The sequence below is a fragment of the Serratia inhibens genome (genome assembly GCF_003591175.1).
Classification (GTDB): Bacteria; Pseudomonadota; Gammaproteobacteria; order Enterobacterales; family Enterobacteriaceae; genus Serratia; species Serratia inhibens.
The window spans coordinates 21539-41655 of the sequence record NZ_QYYG01000006.1 but is presented as its reverse complement, the minus strand read 5'-3'; the positions used below and the strand labels follow the sequence as shown (position 1 = coordinate 41655).

Sequence of the window (20117 nt, the reverse complement as noted above, 5' to 3'; positions counted from 1 at the left end):
CATACACCTTGAGGAGTAAAAATGAAAAGAGCGCTGTTTCTGTGGTTGCTGCTGTGTGGGACGGCTAATGCCGCCACTTACCGGGTCGCCACCCACGATGAGGTATTTCATACCGGTGCGCGCCAGTTGGCGAGCCGCATTTATTACCCGACCTTGGCCGCGGGTGCGCCTCAGAGGATCGGGGAAAACCCGGTGTTTACCGGTATCGAAAGCCAGCCGGAAGCGCCGGTGGCCAAGGGGCGTTTCCCGTTGATCGTGCTCAGCCACGGCAGCGGCGGCAACAACGCCAGCCAGGCTTGGCTGGCGGCAGCGCTGGTTCAGCAGGGTGCCGTGGTGATAGCGGCCAATCATCCGGGCAGCACCACCGGCAACTCAATTCCTGCGCTTTCCGCCCAACTGTGGCTACAGACCGGCGATATTTCCGCATTAATTGACGCCATAACCGACGATCCCCGCTGGAGCCAAGCAATCAATCGTCAGGCCATCGGCGTTATCGGCCACTCCAAGGGCGGCTACAGCGCCATTGCCGCCCTCGGCGGCAGGGTCAGGCTGAGCGATTTTATCGCCGGTTGTCGGCAGCGTCCTCAGTCGCCTGACTGCCAGTTTTATACTCAGGCAAAGGTCGAACTGGCCCAACTCCCTGCCCGGCAGTTTGACGCCGACTACAGGGACCCGCGCATCCGCTTTGCCGTTGCGCTCGATCCCGGAATGGCGCCCTATCTGTTGCCGACCAGCCTGCATCGGCTCGGCGCACCGCTGCTGATCGTCGAGCCACAACGCTATTTGCCAGGCAACCGGCAACAAAGCCTTGGCGGTGTGGCACTGGCCGCGTACGCCGGGCGGCAGCCGATCCGCGCACTCAAGCTAACCGGCGGCAATCATTTTGATTTTCTGCCGCTTTGCCGGCCCAACGGGCGACAAATACTGGCGGAAGAAGGCGACGGTGAAATGCTGTGCGCCGCTTCCGGTGAACAGCGCGAAACGGTACACCGGCAAACGTTGGCGGCTATCCTGGCGTTTATCCGCCCGTGGCTACCCGCTCACGCAGGAAATCAATAAACGCCCGCACCTTTTCCGGTACGTGGCGAGTATTGGGGTACAACGCATAGATGCTCTGCGCGGGAAACTGATGGTCCGCCAGCAACGCACACAGTTTGCCTTCGGCGATGGCCGGGCGTACCAGCCATTCGGGCAGCAGCGCCACCCCGGCGCCATGCAGGGCAAACGCCAGCAGCGCGGCGGCGCTGTCGCCCATCAGCGTGGCGGCGTCTTCCACCTTGAACAACACCGCCTGCCGCTGCGGAGTGATCACCTGCCAGCTCAGCGGCGAACTGAGGCGGCTGTGGGCGATCCACTGCGCCTGCGCCAGTTGCGTCAACGAGCCGACCGAGTGGCGGGCCAGATAATCCGGCGCCGCGACCGGCAGAATGGCAAAGCTGTCGATCAGCGCGGCACGGTGGCTGGAGTCCGCCAGTTGCCCCAGCCGAATAGCCACGTCGAACCGTTCCGAAATCAAATCGGCATGGTAAGAGGAAGAAACGTGCTGAATGCGCAAACGCGGATGCAACCGCGAAAATGCCGCCAGCGCCGGCACCACTACCTGAGCGCCGTATTCCGGTGTGGTGGTGATGCGCAATACGCCGCTCAATCCGTGGTGATCGCGGCGCACATCGTCCAGCACGTTTTCCGCATCCTGCAACAGCCGCAAACAGCGCTGATAAAATCGCTCGCCGGCATCGGTCAGCGCCAGCCGCCGGGTGCTGCGCACCAGCAGCGACACGCCCAGTTCGCTCTCCAACTGTTTGATATTGAAACTCACCACCGCCTTGGTTTGCCCGAGCGTCACCGCCGCAGCGGTGAAACTCCCGGCGTCCACCACCGCCACGAAAATAGCCAAACGCTGCAGGTTAAGCATGCTGCCGCCCTTTATTGTCAAAATAATTTTGACAGTGTAATCGCCTGTGGCCGATTTATCCTCACTTTCGTCACCGCTACACTGCCAGCCTTCAACCGGAGGCACCATGCCCTATCGCATCAAAGTCGCAATCGTCTATCTGCTCGGATTTTTCGTCGATCTGATCAACATGTTTATCGCCAATGTCGCCTATCCGTCCATCGGCCATGCGCTGCATGCCTCGGTCAGCGAACTGGCCTGGGTCAGCAATGGCTATATCCTTGGTCTGACGTTGGTCATCCCGCTCAGCACCTGGCTGGCGCAGCGCATTGGCGGGCGGCGGGTCTTTTTGCTGTCGCTGACGCTGTTTATGCTGGCGACCGCGGCGGCGGGCTATGCCGGCTCCATCGGCGAGCTGATTGGCTGGCGGGTGGTACAAGGCATAGGCGGTGGGCTGCTGATCCCTATCGGTCAGACGCTGACCTATCAGCTCTACCGCAGTCATGAACGCGCCGGGCTATCCGCCGCCATTATGCTGGTCGGGCTGCTGGCACCTGCATTGTCACCGGCGCTGGGCGGGCTGATTGTCGACAGGCTTGACTGGCGCTGGGTATTTTTCGCCAACCTGCCGTTGGCTGCCCTGGCGTTGCTGCTGGCCGCACTTTGGCTGCGCACCCAGGCACCGGACCCACAGCGCAAACCGCTCGACGTTCAGGGGCTGGTCAGCGCCTGCGCCGCCCTGACGCTGATCCTGCTTGGCCTGACCCGGCTGGGTGAGGCCGATAACCTGTTGCAGGGCACGCTGTTGCTGGCCGGCGGCGCGCTGGTGCTGGCCCATTACCTGCGGCGCAGCCTGCGTGTCGCCCAGCCGCTGTTGAACCTGCGGCTGGTGCGCGATCCCCTGCTGCGCACCTCGATGATGATTTATCAGTGCATTCCCGGCCTGTTTATCGGCGTTAGCCTGGTCGCCATGCTGTATTTGCAAAATCAGCTGGGCATGCGCGCCGCGCAGGTTGGCAGCCTGATGCTGCCCTGGTCGCTGGCCTCATTCCTGGCCATCACCCTGACCGGCAAGAAATTCAACCGACTTGGGCCGCGACCGCTATTTATTACCGGCTGCCTGTTGCAGGGGCTGGGTATTTTGGCGCTGTCGCAGATTGCTCACGCCGGAGATCATGGATGGCAAATTGGCGCCTTTGCCCTGATGGGCTTTGGCGGCAGCCTGTGCAGCAGCACCGCGCAGAGCAGCGCGTTCCTGCACATCGCCGATGAGCAGTTGGCGGACGCCAGCGCACTGTGGAATATCAATCGCCAGCTCAGTTTTTGCCTGGGCGTCGCGCTGCTCAGCCTGTTGCTCAATCTGTTGCTTGAGCATTTTCCGCCGATTGTCGCTTATCAAAGCTGTTTTTATCTTGCCGCCGCCAGCACGCTGATCCCGCTGCTGCTGTGCCTGCGCATCGCTAATCGCGCCATCGTGCGCCGTCTCAACGCTCAACAGGAAGCCTTATGAACCGATATTTTACCGAAGTGATCGACGCTCACGTCGCTATTGAAAACTGGCTGGAAAAAGGAGCGGGTGATGAGCAGGCGCTGCTGGCGCGCTTTGATCCCGCCTTCAGCATGATCGCGCTGAACGGCGGCAGGTTGGATTTCGCCGCACTGTACGCGTTTTTCCGCGCGCATCGCGCTGCCAAACCGGGTCTGGAAATCGCAATAGAAGAGATGACGTTAGTGGCCGAATGGCCGACGGGTGCGGTGGTTAGCTATCGCGAAAGGCAAACGCTGCCCGGGCAGGCGGCCACATTGCGCAACTCCACGGTGGTATTTGAACAGACCCAAACCGGCCTGGGCTGGCGGCATCTGCATGAGACCCCTCTGCTACGCTAAAGAAAACCGTCGGCCAGGAACAGTTCCCAGGCGACGATCAGCCCGCACAGGGTGACGGCGCTGAAAATCACTTCGAACAGATAGCGATTGAACATCATCAGATAGCCCTCAAAGAAAACACCCGGCGAACCGGGTGTCTGAATACTGGCTGGATCATGCGGCGCCTTCGGGCCCCGCATTTTTCACTCAATTAAGCGGCTGGAGTAGCGGCTTTTTTGGCAACTTTGTGGTGTTTTTTAGCGGCCTGAGCTTTCTGCACTGGCGCTTTGTGGTGTTTTTTAGCAGCCTGGGCTTTCTGAGCTGGCGCTTGTTTGTTGGCTTTGTGGTGCTTTTTAGCAGCCTGGGCTTTCTGAACAGCGGCTTTTTTGTGGTGCTTTTTAGCGGCCTGAGCTTTCTGAACAGCGGCTTTTTTGTGGTGTTTCGCTTGCTTGTGATGCGTTGCTTTAGCTGGCGCTTTCTCAGCAGCAGCGGCCGGCGCAGCGGTAGTCGTGGTGGTTGCAGCCGGGGTAGTGGTTGCTGGAGCAGCAGTTGCGGTATCAGCAGCGAAAGCAACAGAAGACAGACCCATGGTAGCAGCAACGATCAGGGCTAATACTTTTTTCATCTTTAAATCCTCAGAGTGTTTTTTCGGTAAGCCCTGTTGGGCCGTTGAAACAGATACTAGAGGAATCGATGAGCCGCTTCCGTGAGTGATTGGTTTCGCCGCGTAACCAAATGTACAAGTGAGAATGAGGCAATGAGCGCCAACCCAGGTGCGGTTTTTTCCGTGACCGCCAACACAGTTTGAAAAAGGGTCTACACTTAATAGACATGTGTCGAAACGGAGAGCCGAATGTTTAGGAAATCAGAAAAAACAGAACGCGACATCGATCAGGACGTCACTCTTTTGGCGGATACGCTGGATGAAGTGCTACGCGAATCCGGTGACAAGACCAAAGAGGAACTGAAAGAGCTGCACAGCAAGGCAAAAGGCGTATTACGCGATGCCCGCGCACGCTTCAACGGCTCCAGCAGTCTGACACAACACGCACGCGACGCCGTCGATCAAGCCGACAGCTATGTGCACGACAAACCTTGGCAGGGCGTAGGGATCGGGGCCGCTGTTGGCATCGTCCTCGGCGTTCTGCTGGCCCGGCGTTAACACCCCTTGCAGTCATAAAGATAAAACAGATGTGCGTCTGGCCCGCGGGAAACCGCGGGCCGTTTAATTTCCGCCGTTGAATAACCTGGCCAGTCTGGCCACCGCCCGTTCCGCATCCGTCCGCTGTGTGAAGTTGGCAAAGCCCATTAACAGGCCCTCTGCTGAAGGGTGAGCTATCTGCCAATCCGACAACGCCTGCAGCGACAGCCCTTCCTCCCAGCCGCGCTGCGCCAGACGCTTGTCCTGCCCCGACGACGCCGTCAGGCGAGCCAATAACTGAATGCCGCCCGCCTGCGACGTCACGGCAAGATGCTCGCTCAACTGTTGCTCGATCGCCTGCGCCAGCCATTCACGCCGTTGACGGTAGATCGGCCGCATTCGCTTCAAATGGCGGTAAAAATGCCCCTGATTGATAAAGTCCGCCACGCTGGCCTGCATCAACGGCGGGCAACCGCAGCCCCGCAGCCGGCTGCTGTGGCCAAAGGCCTCCACCAGCCCGACAGGCACCACCAAATAAGCCATCCGCAAAGCCGGGAACAGGGTTTTGCTGAAGGTGCCGGCGTACAGCACCCGTCCCTGGCGATCGAGGCTCTTCAGCGGCGGCAGCGGCCGGCCGTGATAGCGGACCTCACTGTCATAGTCATCTTCAAGGATCCACGCCGCGCGCTGCTGCGCCCATTCCAACAACGCCATACGCCTTGCCAGGCTGAGCGACACGCCCAGCGGGCTTTGATGCGTCGGCGTCAACACCGCCATGCGTGCGCCTGGCGCAGCGCTAATACCGGCGGCGATATCCATCCCCTGCTCGTCAACCGGCACCGCCACTGGCCGCATGCCGGCAGCGCGAAACAGCGGCAGCGTCACCGGATACCCCGGATCCTCCAGCCACACGTCATCACCCGGTGTCAACAAGGTGCCGATAACCCGATCGAGCAACGCCTGATAACCGGCGCAAACGAAGACCTGCTCCGGCCGGCAGCTGATGCCCCGAGAAAGATGCAAATAATTGACGATGGCCGCACGCAGTTCCGGCAGGCCATTGGTGGGCGGATGCGCCAGCGATGCCGTGGTGCCGGTGCGCAGCTGACGGGCGACAATCCGCTGCCACAACGCGCGTGGAAAGGCGTCCAGCGCCGGTAGCCCCAGTTGAAACGGCGGCATCATTCCGTTCGGATGCAGCGAGTTCGGTGCCACCGCCGGCAAGGGTTCCGCCACCGGCGCGGCGCGTACCGGCAGGTCAGGTAACTGCGGTGAAACATAGGTGCCCGCCTGCCCCCGGCTTTGCAAAAAACCTTCGGCAATCAGCTGAGCATAAGCGCTTTCTACCGTGGCACGCGCGACGCCCAAATCGCTCGCCAGCCCCCGTACCGAAGGCAACCTGCTGCCTGCCAGCAACGCTCCCTGCGCAATGGCGTCTTTAACCCGCAGATAAATCTGCCGGTAGAGCGGTTCGCCAAGCTGGTTATCCAGCCGCAGGGTGGAAAGAAACTGGTGCATCATGGCCCGGTTAAATAATCATTTTATGGCCCTATAGCATAGTCCATATCGCCGCTAAAGTAGCCCCCATGATTTTGCTATCCGCTAACCGAGGTTGACCATGATTAAGCAACGATTGAAATACGCCGAACTCTCTGCCGCCCCCTATAAAGGCCTGGTAAGCGCGCTGATGGCGCTGGAGAAAGGCGCCCTGGACAAGGCGACCATTGAGCTGATGTTTATGCGCGTCTCCCAAATCAACGGCTGCGCGTTCTGCCTGGAGATGCACGGCAAGGCGCTGCGCGAAAGCGGCATCAGTAACGACAAACTGGACCAACTGGCGGGCTGGCGCGTCAGCAATGCATTCAGCGAACGCGAACGCGCGGCGCTGGAGTGGGCGGAATCCGTGACGCTGATCGCCGCTACCGGCGCACCGGATAGCGCATTTGAGGCGCTGCGTGCGCACTTCAGCGACACAGAAATTGCCGATCTGACCTTCGCCATCAGCATCATGAACGCCTTTAACCGCCTGGCCGTCAGCATGCGCCAGTAATCAGGCTGCATTTCCCCTCTCCTTGCGAGAGGGGTTCCACCAACCGGCAGGCCCTCGAAATAAATTTCCCGCCCCCAGATCCAGCCCCACTGCGGCCTTAGCGAAAAAACCATCAAAACACTATATATAGCGTGGTTGATAAATAAAATATCCACATATAGTATTCAGGTTATCCAGTGTCGGTATGATTTGTCGCTGGTTAACGCCGTCAGAAACGCCGTTCAATGCTCCGTTATCTGACCTGTCCGCCTTTCCTTCACCCTAAAAGGCAAATGCGAATCATGAGCATTATTATTTACAGTAAACCGGACTGTGTCCAGTGCAACGCCACCTATCGCGCCTTTGATCAACAAGGCATCGGCTATCAGGTGATCGACCTCACTCAGGATCAACAGGCGCTAAACCATGTTAAATCGCTGGGTTATCAGCAGGTTCCGGTGATTATCACCGGCGACGATCACTGGTCGGGTTTCCGTCCCGATAAAATTGGCGCCCTGGCCCACGCCCTCGCGTCCTGAGGCCCGCTATGCACCCGTTGGTTTATTTCTCCAGCAGTTCGGAGAACACCCACAGGTTCGTTGAAAAACTGGGCTTGCCGGCGAGGCGCATTCCGATCGCCGGCGCACGCAGCAAATTGCTGATGGAAGAACCCTATATCCTGATTGTGCCCAGCTATGGCGGCGGCAGCGCCGTGGGGGCCGTACCAATCCAGGTGATCCGCTTTCTCAACGATCCGCAGAACCGTTCATACCTGCGCGGCGTTATCGCCGCCGGGAATACCAACTTCGGCGCAGCGTACGGCATTGCCGGCGACATCATCGCCAAAAAATGTCAGGTGCCTTTTCTTTATCGCTTTGAGCTGCTCGGCACCACGCAAGACGTTGCAAACGTTCGACAGGGAGTAACCGCATTTTGGCAACGACAGAACTGACCAGGCCCGCCTCCGGCGCGCTGGATTACCATTCGCTCAACGCGATGCTCAATCTTTATGATGCCGAAGGCCGTATCCAGTTCGATAAAGATCGGCTGGCGGCGCGTCACTATTTCCTGCAGCACGTGAATCAGAACACCGTGTTCTTTCACAACCTGGAAGAGAAGCTGCGCTATCTGGTAGAGGAAGGCTATTACGAGCAGGCGGTACTGGCGCAGTACGACTTCAGCTTTATCAAACGGCTGTTCCAGCAGGCCTATGCCAAAAAATTCCGCTTCGAGACCTTCCTCGGCGCCTTCAAATACTACACCAGCTATACGCTGAAAACCTTTGACGGCAAACGCTATCTGGAACGTTACGAAGACCGCGTCTGTATGGTGGCATTGACGTTGGCGGCGGGCGATACCCGGCTTGCGCAGGATCTGGTGGAAGAGATGATTTCCGGCCGTTTCCAGCCGGCGACGCCAACCTTCCTCAACTGCGGCAAACAGCAGCGTGGCGAACTGGTTTCCTGCTTCCTGTTGCGCATCGAAGATAATATGGAGTCGATCGGCCGGGCTGTGAATTCCGCGCTGCAATTGTCGAAACGCGGCGGCGGCGTGGCGTTTCTGCTGACCAACATTCGTGAAGTGGGCGCCCCCATCAAGCGTATTGAAAACCAGTCCTCCGGCGTCATCCCGATCATGAAAATGCTCGAGGATGCCTTTTCCTACGCCAACCAGCTGGGTGCGCGTCAGGGGGCCGGCGCGGTGTATCTCAATGCGCACCATCCGGACATCCTGCGTTTTCTCGATACCAAGCGCGAAAACGCCGACGAGAAAATCCGCATCAAGACGCTGTCGCTGGGGGTGGTGATCCCGGATATCACTTTCGAGCTGGCCAAAAACAACGAAGAGATGTACCTGTTCTCGCCTTACGACGTTGAGCAGGTGTACGGCGTGCCGTTTTCGGACATCAGCATCAGCGAAAAATATCGCGACATGGTGGATGACAAGCGCATCCGCAAATCGCGCATCAATGCACGCGAGTTTTTCCAGGTGCTGGCGGAGATCCAGTTTGAATCCGGCTACCCGTACATGATGTTCGAAGATACGGTCAACCGCGGGAACCCGATCGCCGGGCGCATCAATATGAGCAACCTGTGTTCCGAGATTTTACAGGTCAACCGCGCCAGCACTTATCACGATGACCTGAGCTATGATCGGGTGGGCAAGGACATTTCCTGCAACCTCGGTTCGCTGAACATCGCCAAGACCATGGATGCGCCGGACTTCGGCAAAGCGGTCGACACCGCAATTCGCGCGCTGACCGCCGTGGCCGACATGAGCGATATTCGCTCGGTGCCGTCGATCGCCGAAGGTAATCGCAGCTCGCACGCCATTGGCCTGGGCCAGATGAACCTGCACGGCTATCTGGCGCGTGAACGCATCTTCTACGGCTCGGAAGAAGGCATCGACTTCACCAATATCTATTTCTATACCGTGGCATACCACGCCATCCGCGCCTCCAACCGGTTGGCGATCGAACGCGGCAGCGCGTTCGAAGGCTTTGAGCATTCCACCTACGCTTCCGGCGACTACTTCACCAAATATACCGAACGGGAATGGCTGCCGCGGACCGAACGGGTGCACGCGCTGTTCGCCGATGCCAATATCGCCATTCCAGGCCGCGATGAATGGCTGGCGCTGCGTCAGTCGGTGATGATGCACGGACTGTATAACCAAAATCTGCAGGCGGTGCCGCCAACCGGCTCCATTTCCTACATCAACAATTCGACCTCCAGCATTCATCCGATCGTGTCGCGCATCGAGATCCGCAAAGAGGGAAAAATTGGCCGCGTGTACTATCCGGCACCCTATATGACCAACGACAACCTGGAGTATTACCAGGATGCCTATGACATTGGCCCGGAAAAAATTATCGATACCTACGCCGCCGCCGGCCAGCACGTCGATCAGGGGCTGTCGCTGACGCTGTTCTTCCGCGATACCGCCACCACCCGCGATATCAACCGGGCGCAGATTTACGCCTGGCGTCAGGGCATCAAAACCATTTACTACATCCGCCTGCGCCAGATGGCGTTGGAAGGCACCGAGGTACAGGGCTGCGTGTCCTGCGCGCTGTGAGGCAACTTATGACTATCGTGAAACCGGCGCCGCTGGTGCGCGCCATCAACTGGAATAGCATCGAAGACGACAAGGATCTGGAGGTCTGGAACCGTCTGACCTCCAACTTCTGGCTGCCGGAGAAGGTGCCGCTGTCGAACGACATCCCTTCCTGGGCCACACTGACGCAGAAAGAACAGCAACTGACCATCCGCGTGTTCACCGGGCTGACGCTGCTGGATACTATTCAGAACACCGTCGGCGCACCGGCGCTGATCGCCGATGCAGTGACGCCGCACGAAGAGGCGGTCTATTCGAACATCGGCTTTATGGAGGCGGTACACGCCCGTTCTTACAGCTCGATTTTCTCCACCCTGTGCCAGACGCCGGACGTGGACGATGCCTATCGCTGGAGCGAGGAGAACCGCGCGCTGCAAAAAAAAGCCAACATCATTCTGGCCCACTACCGCAGCGACGATCCGCTGCTGAAGAAGGTCGCCAGCGTGTTCCTGGAATCCTTCCTGTTCTATTCGGGCTTTTATCTGCCGATGTACTGGTCGAGCCGCGCCAAGCTGACCAACACCGCCGATTTGATCCGCCTGATCATTCGCGACGAAGCGGTGCACGGTTATTACATCGGCTATAAATTCCAGAAAGGGCTGGAGAAGGTTGACGCCACGCGCCGCCAGCAGGTGAAAAATTTCGCCTTCGATTTGCTGCAGGATCTGTACGACAACGAGGTGCGCTATACCGAGGAGCTGTATGACGGCGTAGGCTGGACGGAAGACGTGAAAACCTTCCTGCACTACAACGCCAACAAGGCGCTGATGAACCTGGGTTATGAAGCGCTGTTTCCACCGGCGATGGCGGAGGTCAATCCGGCCATTCTGTCAGCGCTGTCGCCGAACGCCGACGAGAACCACGATTTCTTCTCCGGCTCCGGCTCGTCTTACGTGATTGGCAAAGCGGTCAATACCGAGGATGAAGACTGGGATTTCTGAGGGGATTATCGCGATATCGGCCTGCAAGGTCCGGTATCGCGCTATTCATAGCCCAGTTCTTTCTGGCTGCGGATCGCCAGAACAAATGCAGTATCAATATCAGGAATATATTTGTAGAGGGCCAAATATCCTTTGCTTTGCTGACCTATGATCAACTCGCGCTTTCCTGCACTCAGCGGCCTGCCAATTAACGGATTATGTTCCAGCACCGCAATCGCCTGGATAATTTCCTGAATTCGCAGTCCGGCATCTGCGACCTCGTGATCTGCCAAATGGACGAGAATACGCTCAATATCATCCCTGACCTCTGGCGCCAGCTCGACCTTTGTCATCCGCGTCCCAACTTTTTAACCGAAGGTTTGGTGGCCGCAATGTCCCCCGCCGCATAATTTTCCAGATAACCACGCATCTCCTTCCAAGAGAGGGTCTCACCGGTAGCGATAATCCTGGCGTAACGTTTTTCCGCTTCATCTTCAAAATCGCTACGCAATTCTTCGCGCTGAGTTTTCTCTGCAATCGCCTGCAGAATAAAGTTATGCGAGGTCACACCGGCTTGCTCAGCCACGGCCGCGACTCGAGCTTTAAGTTCTTCAGGTAGACGAATGGTGGTGGTCGGCATAGTCATAAACCTCAGCGCTGAAAGAGCGAATGTAGCTCAATTGTGCTACATCAATAGGGGTTACTCAATAGCCTTGTCTATTTATTCATCTCCGCACGCAGCCGGAGACGTTGCCAGATGGCGCGCTTCTCCTCGTCGTTGGCGGTTGGCCAGGCGGCGATTTCGTCCAGCGTGCGCCAACAGCCCCGACACCACTGCTTATCGGCATCAATCCGACAAAGGGCGACGCAGGGCGACCGAACGCCGTCGTCCCCTGAGTTATTGTTACCTGCCATAAACGCTCCCGCCCTGAATTTGCCCGCCACAGGATACCCGATCCGGCAACGGGAAACCGCGAACTTTGCGCAGGATCAGATGATGCCACCGTTGGCGCGCAGGGTTTGGCCGTTGACCCAGCTGCCGTCGGCACCGGCCAGGAAGGATACCGCTGCGGCGATATCCTGCGGTTGGCCCAGGCGTTCCAGCGGCGCCATCTTCGCCAGACGCTCGATCAGATCCGGGGTTTTGCCGTCCAGGAACAAGCTGGTGGCAGTCGGCCCAGGCGCAATCGCATTGACGGTAATGTTGCGGCCGCGCAGCTCTTTCGCCAATACGCTGGTCAGCGCTTCAACCGCAGCCTTGCTGGCGGCGTACATGCCATACCCCGGTTGCAGCAACCCCACCACGCTGGAAGAAAAGTTAATGATGCGACCATTGTCGCGCAGGCGCTTTGCCGCTTCACGCAGCGTGTTGAAGGTGCCTTTCAGATTAATGTCGATCAGACGATCGACGTCGGAGTCGCTCATTTCCGCTACCGGTGCCAGGGCGATGACCCCGGCGTTATTCACCAGGATATCGACGCCGCCGAAGGCTTGTTCGGCGCGGTCAAACAGTTGGGCGACTGCGGCCGCATCGCTGACGTCTGCCTTGGCGCTCAGCGCGCGACCGCCGTTTTGTTCAATTTTTCGCACCAGCTCATCGGCCAATGCCTGGTTGCCCGAATAGTTGACGATCACGGTAAAACCGTCCGCTGCCAGTCGCTCGGCAATGGCGGCGCCAATGCCGCGAGAGGCTCCGGTCACAATGGCGATTTGCGGGTTACTGTTGCTCATCTTCTCAATCCTCGTCAGGTCAGCGTCGGCAGGCTTGCCGATGTGGAGTGATCATGCACCTTTCGCATCGGCGAATAATCCCCTAAAATTCGTTATCACTATCCGAAAAAAACGAATAATGACGATGGACAGAATCGATGCGATGCGCCTGTTCACCCGCGTGGTGGAACAGCGCAGTTTTACCCGGGCCGCACAGGATATGAACCTGCCGCGTTCGACGGTGACCGATGCCATCAAACAGCTGGAGGCGCGGTTACAGGTGCGGCTGCTGCAGCGTACCACGCGCCATGTCAGCCCGACGCTGGATGGCGAAGCCTACTATCAGCGTTGCCTGATCATTCTGGCCGATATCGAAGATGCCGAAATGGCGTTTGCCGGCGCCAAGCCGCGCGGGCTGTTGCGCATCGACGTGCATGGCACGCTGGCACGACATTTTCTGCTGCCGGTCTTACCCGACTTTTTAGCTCAGTATCCGGATATCGAATTTTACATGAGCGAAGGTGACAGGCTGGTGGATCCGGTACGGGAAGGCATCGACTGCGTGGTACGCGTCGGCAAGCTGAAAGACAGCGATATGGCAGCGCGTCGATTGGGGGGGCTGGAAGAAGTCACCTGCGCCGCGCCGGAATACCTGCGGCGCTTCGGTACACCGCTCAGCATTGATCAACTTCAGGGGCACCATATGGTCGGGTTTCGCTCCTCGGCTACCGGCGCGGTGATGCCGCTGGAGTTTAGCGTCAACGGCCAGCCACAACAGGTGACATTGCCCAGTACGGTGTCGGTCAGCGCAGCGGAAAGCCTGGTCGCGGCGGCGCGCATGGGGCTGGGGATTATCCAGGTACCGCGCTATCACCTGCTTGACGATTTGGTCAGCGGCAAACTGGTGCCGCTGCTACCGCAATGCCCGTCCACACCGATGCCGGTTTCGCTGCTCTACCCGCGTAACCGCCAACTGTCGCCACGGGTGCGGGTCTTTATCGACTGGTTCAGCAAGGCTTTCGCCGCTCGCAATCAATAATAAGCCGCCTGTTCGGCGGCCTGCGGTCTATAAAGCTCCGTAATCCAGCGGCACCCAGTTGTAGCCTTCCCCCTGCTTGTTCAGGTAACCCAGCCCAGGGAACGACAGATGCGCGGCTCCGACCAGTTCACTCTGTCGGGCGCTGTCGCCAAATACCCGCAGCCGTTGCACGACCGCCGCCTTGGGGTCACTATCGAAACTGATCGCCACCTGCGGATGGGCAAACTGTACTGCGGCCACGTGGATCAAATCGCCCATCAACAACAGCTTTTTACCCTGGCTGGTCACCTGATAAACGCTATGGCCCGGCGTATGGCCGTGGGCAGCAAATGCGGCAATGCCCGGCGACAGCTCGCCGTCGTTGCTGAAGGGTTTGAAATGCCCGGCTGCCTGATAGGGCTTGATCGCCGCTATGGCGTTTTCAAAATTGGTCTTATCTTCCGCCTTCGCTTGTTTCAGCCGTTTTTCGCTCAGCCAAAAATCGGCATCCTGCTGTGAAACGCGCACCAGGGCATTCGGGAAGCGCGCCTGACCGTTTTCCGTCAGCCCGCCCAAATGATCCAGGTGCATATGGGTCAGATAAATTTCATCCACCTGTTCCGGCTGATAGCCGGCCGCCCGAAGGTGAGTCACCAATTGACCCAGGCCGTTACCCAGCAGCTTGCCGGCACCGGCGTCAATCATGACCAACTTGCTGCCGGTATTGATCAAATAGGCGTTGATCGAGGTGGCCACCGGCTGGCTCTGATGATGTTCAGCCAGACCCTCGGCAATCTGTTGCGGCGTGCTGTTGAGCAGCAGTTTATCCATCGGCAGACGGATAACGCCGTCGGACAGGGCCGTGACTTCATAACTGCCCAACATGATGCGATAAAAACCCGGTGAAGGCGTTTTTACCTGCGGTGCAGCGGCCGTGGCCTGCAACGCCATAATCGTCAATGCCGCACCTAACAGGTAGCGTTTCCAGAACATGGTGACTCCTTATTGTGATTAGACAGCGGTAAGTATTAACCCAAAACCGCCGACGCGCCTGCACAAAAAATAGATTTAAATTATATCATTTAAAAAAACATATTTAATTTGAATGCTTTTGTCTGGAAAATCACACAGCCTCAATCAATTTTTAATAAAAAGCGAATCCGTTATTTCCCTTACTCCCCTAAACAACGAGTAAGGAATTATTATGAAATATCAATTTGAAAATCTGGTGTTTGAAGGCGGTGGCGTAAAAGGTATCGCCTATGGCGGCGTTTTGGAACTGTTGGAAGCCAAAGGCATTATGCCGCAGATCAAAAAAACTTCCGGGGCCTCTGCCGGTGCCATCGCCGCACTGCTGGTGGGACTGGGCTGCAGTGCTACAGACATCACGAAAATTCTGTCCGAAATGGACTTCAAGAAATTCCTCGATTATAACGGCGGCTTTTTTGGTTCTATCTACGATGCCCATCGCCTGTTTAATCAATATGGCATTGCTCCCGGCGATTATTTTTCCTCTTGGGAGCGCAATATTATCAAGAAATATACCGGAGATGCAGATATTACCTTTGAAAAATTTGAAGCATTGAAAGAGACAAAAGGTTTCAAATCCATCTACTTTATTGGCGCCAATCTGAACAGTGGGCTGCGCGAGGTGTATTCCCATCAGACAACGCCGCGCATGAAGGTCGCGGATGGATTGCGGATCTCCATGTCATTCCCCTTCGCCTTTGTCGCTAAAAACAATCAGCTGGGCGATCTGTGTATCGATGGAGGCACCATCGATAACTATCCGGTACGCATGTTCGATTACGATTTCACCACATCGCCGCCTTATATCGATGGAACCACGCAACGAATCAATACCCGAACCCTGGGTATTCGTCTGGATTCCGCCGGCGAAATTGCACAGGCGGCGGGCCAATCGGTCAATAAAGCCGCCATCAATAACCTGTGCGATTTCACCCTGACGGTGATTAACACCATGCTGGATATTCAGACCAAGGTACATCTGGACAGCGATGACTGGAAGCGGACCCTTTATGTCGATACCCTTGATGTCGGTACACTGGATTTCGCCATCAGCGAGGCCAAAAAACGCGCGCTGATTGAATCCGGCCGCCAGGGTGTGGAACGTTATTTCGCCTGGTATGACGCGTCCGTCAAACAGGCGGCGTAAGCCACACTACCTCGCCCGTTCGGCCTGAGCGCCGAACGGGCAAAAAAATCCCCGCGGGGGCGGGGAAAGGCAAAGAAATGCTTGGGTCTTATTGGTTATTATGCGAAAAATTTGGCCAGTACCAGCAGAGAGAGCGAGACGTTAATCGCACCGCCGATACGGGTAGCAATTTGGGCGAACGGCATCAGCGACATGCGGTTGCCGGCGGTAAGAATAGCGACGTCACCGGTGCCGCCCTGCCCGCTCTGGCAGCAGGAGACAATCGCCACATCAATGGGATGCATGCCAATTTTCTTGCCGACGAAGAAGCCGGTCGCCACCAGCGCGCAGACGGTGCTGACAATCACCACCAGGTTCTGCAGGGTGAAGGCGTTCACCAGTTCCTGCCACGGGGTGATCGCCACGCCGACGGCAAACAGAATCGGATAGGTCACCGCGGTGCGGAAAAATTTATACACCACCTGCGAACCTTCCTGAATGCGCGGCGACACGCCGTGCGCCAGCTTCACCGCCACGGCGGCAAACAACATGCCGACAGGTTCAGGCAAGCCAATCATGCGGTGCAGCAACATCCCCACCATGTACAGCAAAATAGCCAGCAAAGCGCCGCAGGCAATGGTGCTGACATCCACCTTGCCGCTGATTTTATCCACGGCGGCCATATCGCTGTCACCCTGCTTGCTTGGCATCAGGCTGCCTTCGCCGGTCAGGTGCGGATAGCGTTTGCCGAGCTGGTTGAGCAGGCCGGCAAGGATAATGGCGGTCAGGCTGCCGAGCATGACAATCGGCAAAATACGGCCCAGCGCCACGCCCTGTTCCATATGCAAGATCGCCGCGTACCCCATCGACAGCGGTATAGCCCCTTCGCCGACGCCACCGGCCATGATCGGCAGGATCAGGAAGAAGAAGATCTGGAACGGCTCCAGCCCAAGCGCCATGCCGACCGCCATCCCCACCAGCATGCCGACAATCTCACCGCACAGCATGGGCGCGAAGATCCGCAGGAACCCCTGAATCAGAACCTGACGGTTCATGCTCATAATGCTGCCGACGATAATGCAGCAGATATAGAGATAAAGAATATTGGTCGATTTATAGAATTTGGTGGTCGATTCCACCACAACGTCCGGCAGCAGACCGTAATGCACCAATGCGGAAGGAATAAAGGTGGCGCAAATCGCCGCCGCCCCCATTTTGCCGATCAGCGGCAGGCGTTTGCCAAACTCACCGCAGGCAAAGCCAAAGAAAGCCAGCGTGGCGACCATCACCACGATATCGCTCGGTAATTTTCCTTCCAGGCAATCCAGTAAAATAAGTACGCCGGCCAGAATAAAGAACGGTAACGGAATAATCCCTACTTTGTAATTGTCCAGTATGTGCCACCATTTTTCTCTCAGCGGTATTTCAGCCGTTTTGTCTTTGGCGACGAGGTAAGAATCATCTGTTGTGCTCATAATCTGGCCTCTTATTAGTTTGTTCGGCCATCATAGAGAAACGCACGGATTATCTGTTGTGATTTTGTTCAAAATTAAAAAGGGTTTTTAATGGTGGTTATGGTTTCTATGGTGTTAATTGGGATTATGTAAAATACAGCGTGGTTTTAATGGTGTTAATGTTATTTTTATTTAAAGTTTATCCGTTTTATCGCAGCCGTTGAATAGCAATACCCGGCAAGTATAATCCCGTGTCTGCGATCACAACTTGATCGGGCGCAATATTACATTAATCATGACTCATGATAGGGTAAGCGCTCAGGATCTCTCACGGTGAACCCCGGCCATGCGCGTAAAACTCTCATTTCAAATCAAACTGTTCCTGTGCCTGGTCGCCTTCTCCTGTCTGCTGCTGACGCTGATCGGCGCCTATACCTACCATCAGTTGGATGCCCAGTTGCACCGCGACCTTGGGGCGAGGGCGCAGGTACAGGCGCGGGAGATTGCGTTGATCCCCTCCCTGGTCAGCGCCGTGGAAAAAAACGACCCCGGGCAAATCGCTGCGCTGATGAAGAAAATACGCGCCAGCAGCGATGCCAGTTATATTGTCATCGGCGATAATCGCGCCAGGCATCTTTACCATTCTGAATACGCCAATCGCTTCGGCACGCCGATGGTCGGCGGCGATAATAAGGAAGTCCTGGAAGGGAAAAGCATTATTTCGATCCGCAAAGGCGGTATCGGCATTTCATTGCGCAGCAAAGCACCGATACTGGATGAAAATAATCATGTCATCGGCATTGTTTCGGTTGGCTATCTGAAGTCACATATCGACAATTTGAATGCGCGAACCCTGACGCAGATCGTCGGTTCCATTGTACTGTTGTTAATCGCCCTGTTTATTTTTTCCTGGCTGCTATCGAAAAATTTAAAACGCCAAATGTTCTGGCTAGAGCCCAAAGAAATTGCGTTGCTGGTACGCCAGCAAAAAGCCCTGCTGGAAGCGATCTACGAAGGCGTTATTGCCGTCGATCCCCAGTTGCGGATCATCACCATCAACCACGCGGCGCGCGAACTGCTGGATCTGCGGCAACCCGCCAGCACCCTGATGGGCCGTGAAATCGGCGAAGTGATCCAGTCGCAGCCTGACTTCTTCGGTGCGTCGCAACTGCGGCACGACACTCACGATGAAGTGTGCCGCTTCAACCACGTGCGGGTAATCGCCAGCCGGGTACGCATCATGCAAGAAGATGTGCTGCAAGGCTGGGTGATCAGCTTCCGCGACAAAAATGACATCAATACCCTGAGCAGCCAGCTAAGCCAGGTCAAGCGCTATGCCGACAACCTGCGCATTATGCGCCATGAACAACTGAACTGGACCGCCACCCTCGCCGGGCTGCTGCATATGCAGCGTTACGACGAGGCAATCCGTTATGTAGAAGCTCAATCGGAAGGCGCACAGGAGATCCTCGATTTCATCTCTCAGCGTTTCAGTTCGGCCGCGTTGTGCGGCTTGCTGTTGGGCAAATACTCCAGCGCGAAGGAAAAAGGCGTCGAATTGCGCTTTGATCCCGCCTGCCAGCTGCGGCAGATCCCGGCGGCGCTGAACGAAACCGAACTGATGTCGATCATCGGTAATTTGCTGGATAATGCGGTAGAGGCTACGCTGCATTGCGATGCGCCGCACGAAGCGGTAGAACTCTATATCAGCGACAGCAGCGATGAGCTGGTGATTGAAGTGGCCGATCGCGGCACCGGCATTGCGGCGGAGGTGCGCGATACGCTGTTTGAACAGGGCGTCACCACCAAAGATGACAAAGGCGACCACGGTATCGGCCTGCATCTGGTCGCCAGCCATGTGGCGCAGGCGCACGGCAGCATAGAAGTGTCGGACAACGATCCGCACGGTGCCATATTTTCCTTATTTATCCCCTATGAATTTCGAGCCGCAAGCAACAATGCTGAAGTTTGAAAGACGACGGATAGAGACCTAAAAACCTTATAACAGTCTTGAGCACCCGATTATGCAACACGAAGCACTGGACGTTTTGATCGTGGAAGATGAGCCGCAGCTGGCGACGCTGCACGCAGAGTTCATAGAGCAGAACTTTGCTCTGCGGGTGGTGGCTCATGCCGCCACGCTGGCCGAAGCCAGGGCCAAAGTCAAGGCGCACCAGCCACGGTTGATCCTGCTGGATAACTTTCTGCCGGACGGCCAGGGCATTGAACTGATGGAAGAGCCGGCGGTGAAAAACCCCGGGTGTTCGGTGATCTTTATTACCGCCGCCAGCGATATGAATACCTGCAGCCAGGCGATCCGCAACGGTGCTTTCGATTACATCATCAAACCGGTGTCCTACAAGCGGCTGCGTAACTCGCTGGAGCGTTTTATGCAGTTTGTGCAAACCCAGCGCAGCTTCAAAGTGATAGACCAGAGCAGCGTCGACGCGCTGTATAACCTGCAATCCAAACAGTTTTCCAGCGAACCGAGCGCCAAAGGCATCGAAGCCAATACGCTGGAGCTGGTACAGGCGCTGTTTATCAACCGACCGGAGGTCGCGCACGCGGTGGAAGACGTCGTCGAGCAGGTCGGCATCAGCAAAACCACCGCCCGACGTTACCTGGAATACTGCGTCGCCAGCCAATTCGTGCGCGTGGAGATGATGTACGGCAATATCGGCCATCCGCGCCGCCTGTATCGCAAAGCTTAAGCTGCAATATGGCTGTCATATAAAGGGCGTACACTGCTTGCGACGATATCCCCCTCGATATCGGCACCTGTCGTTGAATACTGATGAAATACTGATGACTTT

The 20117-nt window shown here is 56.9% G+C and carries 23 protein-coding genes; 13 read left to right on the top strand and 10 right to left on the bottom strand.

What is annotated here, in order from left to right; all coding sequences use genetic code 11:
- Positions 1–21 precede the first annotated feature (21 nt).
- Positions 22–1059: an alpha/beta hydrolase family protein gene (locus D4100_RS17680; protein WP_119804890.1), complete on the top strand. Its 1038-nt coding sequence runs from the start codon at positions 22–24 to the stop codon at positions 1057–1059.
- Here D4100_RS17680 and D4100_RS17675 read toward each other — a convergent pair.
- Complete coding sequence (locus D4100_RS17675; RefSeq protein WP_119805000.1) at positions 1019–1915, bottom strand: LysR family transcriptional regulator; 897 nt, start codon at positions 1913–1915, stop codon at positions 1019–1021. The two genes, D4100_RS17680 and D4100_RS17675, sit on opposite strands and share 41 nt — an antisense overlap.
- A gap of 106 nt (positions 1916–2021) precedes the next feature.
- Between D4100_RS17675 and D4100_RS17670 the strand changes: the two genes are divergently transcribed.
- Together D4100_RS17670 and D4100_RS17665 are read left to right on the top strand one after the other, a co-directional pair.
- Entirely contained in the window at positions 2022–3404 is a 1383-nt protein-coding gene (locus D4100_RS17670) for an MFS transporter (protein WP_119804889.1), read from the top strand.
- Positions 3401–3781, top strand: coding sequence for a DUF4440 domain-containing protein (locus D4100_RS17665; RefSeq protein WP_119804888.1), 381 nt, complete (start codon positions 3401–3403; stop codon positions 3779–3781). The genes D4100_RS17670 and D4100_RS17665 overlap by 4 nt, the downstream gene beginning before the upstream one ends.
- Here the strand turns inward: D4100_RS17665 and D4100_RS17660 are convergent.
- On the bottom strand, positions 3778–3960 hold the full coding sequence (locus tag D4100_RS17660; RefSeq protein WP_043912340.1) for a hypothetical protein: 183 nt from the start codon (positions 3958–3960) through the stop codon (positions 3778–3780). The genes D4100_RS17665 and D4100_RS17660 overlap by 4 nt on opposite strands.
- 11 nt (positions 3961–3971) lie before the next feature.
- Positions 3972–4385: an acid resistance repetitive basic protein Asr gene (gene asr, locus D4100_RS17655; protein ID WP_119804887.1), complete on the bottom strand. Its 414-nt coding sequence runs from the start codon at positions 4383–4385 to the stop codon at positions 3972–3974.
- 228 nt (positions 4386–4613) lie between these two features.
- Here asr and D4100_RS17650 point away from each other — a divergent pair, with 228 nt between their 5' ends.
- The gene (locus D4100_RS17650; RefSeq protein ID WP_006318551.1) at positions 4614–4922 is read left to right on the top strand and encodes an ElaB/YgaM/YqjD family protein; all 309 of its coding nucleotides are present in this window, start codon (positions 4614–4616) and stop codon (positions 4920–4922) included.
- Positions 4923–4985: 63 nt separating this feature from the next.
- Here D4100_RS17650 and pdxR read toward each other — a convergent pair whose 3' ends face one another.
- The gene (gene pdxR, locus D4100_RS17645; protein WP_119804886.1) at positions 4986–6422 is read right to left on the bottom strand and encodes a MocR-like pyridoxine biosynthesis transcription factor PdxR; all 1437 of its coding nucleotides are present in this window, start codon (positions 6420–6422) and stop codon (positions 4986–4988) included.
- Between the two features lie 97 nt (positions 6423–6519).
- Between pdxR and D4100_RS17640 the strand changes: the two genes are divergently transcribed.
- The 5 genes from D4100_RS17640 (at position 6520) to nrdF (ending at position 10988) form a co-directional block, all read left to right on the top strand.
- A complete protein-coding gene (locus tag D4100_RS17640) occupies positions 6520–6951 on the top strand; it encodes a carboxymuconolactone decarboxylase family protein (RefSeq protein ID WP_006318553.1) in 432 nt (143 codons plus the stop codon).
- 281 nt (positions 6952–7232) lie between these two features.
- Positions 7233–7469 (top strand): glutaredoxin-like protein NrdH, encoded by a 237-nt coding sequence (gene nrdH, locus D4100_RS17635; RefSeq protein WP_006318555.1) that lies wholly within the window; start codon positions 7233–7235, stop codon positions 7467–7469.
- Between the two features lie 8 nt (positions 7470–7477).
- A complete protein-coding gene (nrdI, locus tag D4100_RS17630) occupies positions 7478–7882 on the top strand; it encodes a class Ib ribonucleoside-diphosphate reductase assembly flavoprotein NrdI (protein ID WP_006318556.1) in 405 nt (134 codons plus the stop codon).
- The gene (gene nrdE, locus D4100_RS17625) at positions 7864–10008 is read left to right on the top strand and encodes a class 1b ribonucleoside-diphosphate reductase subunit alpha (RefSeq protein ID WP_119804885.1); all 2145 of its coding nucleotides are present in this window, start codon (positions 7864–7866) and stop codon (positions 10006–10008) included. Before nrdI ends, nrdE begins: the two co-directional genes overlap by 19 nt.
- A gap of 8 nt (positions 10009–10016) precedes the next feature.
- Entirely contained in the window at positions 10017–10988 is a 972-nt protein-coding gene (nrdF, locus tag D4100_RS17620) for a class 1b ribonucleoside-diphosphate reductase subunit beta (protein WP_006318558.1), read from the top strand.
- Between the two features lie 41 nt (positions 10989–11029).
- Here nrdF and D4100_RS17615 read toward each other — a convergent pair whose 3' ends face one another.
- The 4 genes from D4100_RS17615 to D4100_RS17600 form a co-directional block, all read right to left on the bottom strand.
- The gene (locus D4100_RS17615) at positions 11030–11320 is read right to left on the bottom strand and encodes a type II toxin-antitoxin system RelE/ParE family toxin (protein ID WP_119804884.1); all 291 of its coding nucleotides are present in this window, start codon (positions 11318–11320) and stop codon (positions 11030–11032) included.
- The gene (locus D4100_RS17610; RefSeq protein WP_006318560.1) at positions 11317–11607 is read right to left on the bottom strand and encodes a ribbon-helix-helix protein, CopG family; all 291 of its coding nucleotides are present in this window, start codon (positions 11605–11607) and stop codon (positions 11317–11319) included. Before D4100_RS17610 ends, D4100_RS17615 begins: the two co-directional genes overlap by 4 nt.
- A gap of 77 nt (positions 11608–11684) precedes the next feature.
- Positions 11685–11882, bottom strand: a complete 198-nt coding sequence (locus D4100_RS17605) for a DUF1289 domain-containing protein (protein ID WP_119804999.1) — start codon at positions 11880–11882, stop codon at positions 11685–11687.
- A 75-nt stretch (positions 11883–11957) separates the two neighbouring features.
- Positions 11958–12698 (bottom strand): SDR family oxidoreductase, encoded by a 741-nt coding sequence (locus D4100_RS17600; protein WP_006318567.1) that lies wholly within the window; start codon positions 12696–12698, stop codon positions 11958–11960.
- 124 nt (positions 12699–12822) lie between these two features.
- Here D4100_RS17600 and D4100_RS17595 point away from each other — a divergent pair, with 124 nt between their 5' ends.
- Complete coding sequence (locus D4100_RS17595) at positions 12823–13716, top strand: LysR family transcriptional regulator (RefSeq protein WP_119804883.1); 894 nt, start codon at positions 12823–12825, stop codon at positions 13714–13716.
- A gap of 27 nt (positions 13717–13743) precedes the next feature.
- On the opposite strand, the gene D4100_RS17590 is transcribed toward D4100_RS17595, so the two are convergent.
- The gene (locus D4100_RS17590) at positions 13744–14688 is read right to left on the bottom strand and encodes an MBL fold metallo-hydrolase (protein WP_119804882.1); all 945 of its coding nucleotides are present in this window, start codon (positions 14686–14688) and stop codon (positions 13744–13746) included.
- Between the two features lie 211 nt (positions 14689–14899).
- On the opposite strand from D4100_RS17590, the gene D4100_RS17585 reads away from it, so the two are divergent.
- Positions 14900–15871 (top strand): patatin-like phospholipase family protein, encoded by a 972-nt coding sequence (locus D4100_RS17585; RefSeq protein WP_119804881.1) that lies wholly within the window; start codon positions 14900–14902, stop codon positions 15869–15871.
- 98 nt (positions 15872–15969) lie between these two features.
- On the opposite strand, the gene D4100_RS17580 is transcribed toward D4100_RS17585, so the two are convergent.
- Complete coding sequence (locus D4100_RS17580; protein WP_119804880.1) at positions 15970–17325, bottom strand: 2-hydroxycarboxylate transporter family protein; 1356 nt, start codon at positions 17323–17325, stop codon at positions 15970–15972.
- A gap of 325 nt (positions 17326–17650) precedes the next feature.
- On the opposite strand from D4100_RS17580, the gene D4100_RS17575 reads away from it, so the two are divergent.
- Both D4100_RS17575 and D4100_RS17570 read left to right on the top strand, forming a co-directional pair.
- Complete coding sequence (locus D4100_RS17575; protein ID WP_006318588.1) at positions 17651–19276, top strand: ATP-binding protein; 1626 nt, start codon at positions 17651–17653, stop codon at positions 19274–19276.
- A 52-nt stretch (positions 19277–19328) separates the two neighbouring features.
- The gene (locus D4100_RS17570; protein WP_119804879.1) at positions 19329–20015 is read left to right on the top strand and encodes a response regulator; all 687 of its coding nucleotides are present in this window, start codon (positions 19329–19331) and stop codon (positions 20013–20015) included.
- The last annotated feature ends 102 nt before the right edge of the window (positions 20016–20117 follow it).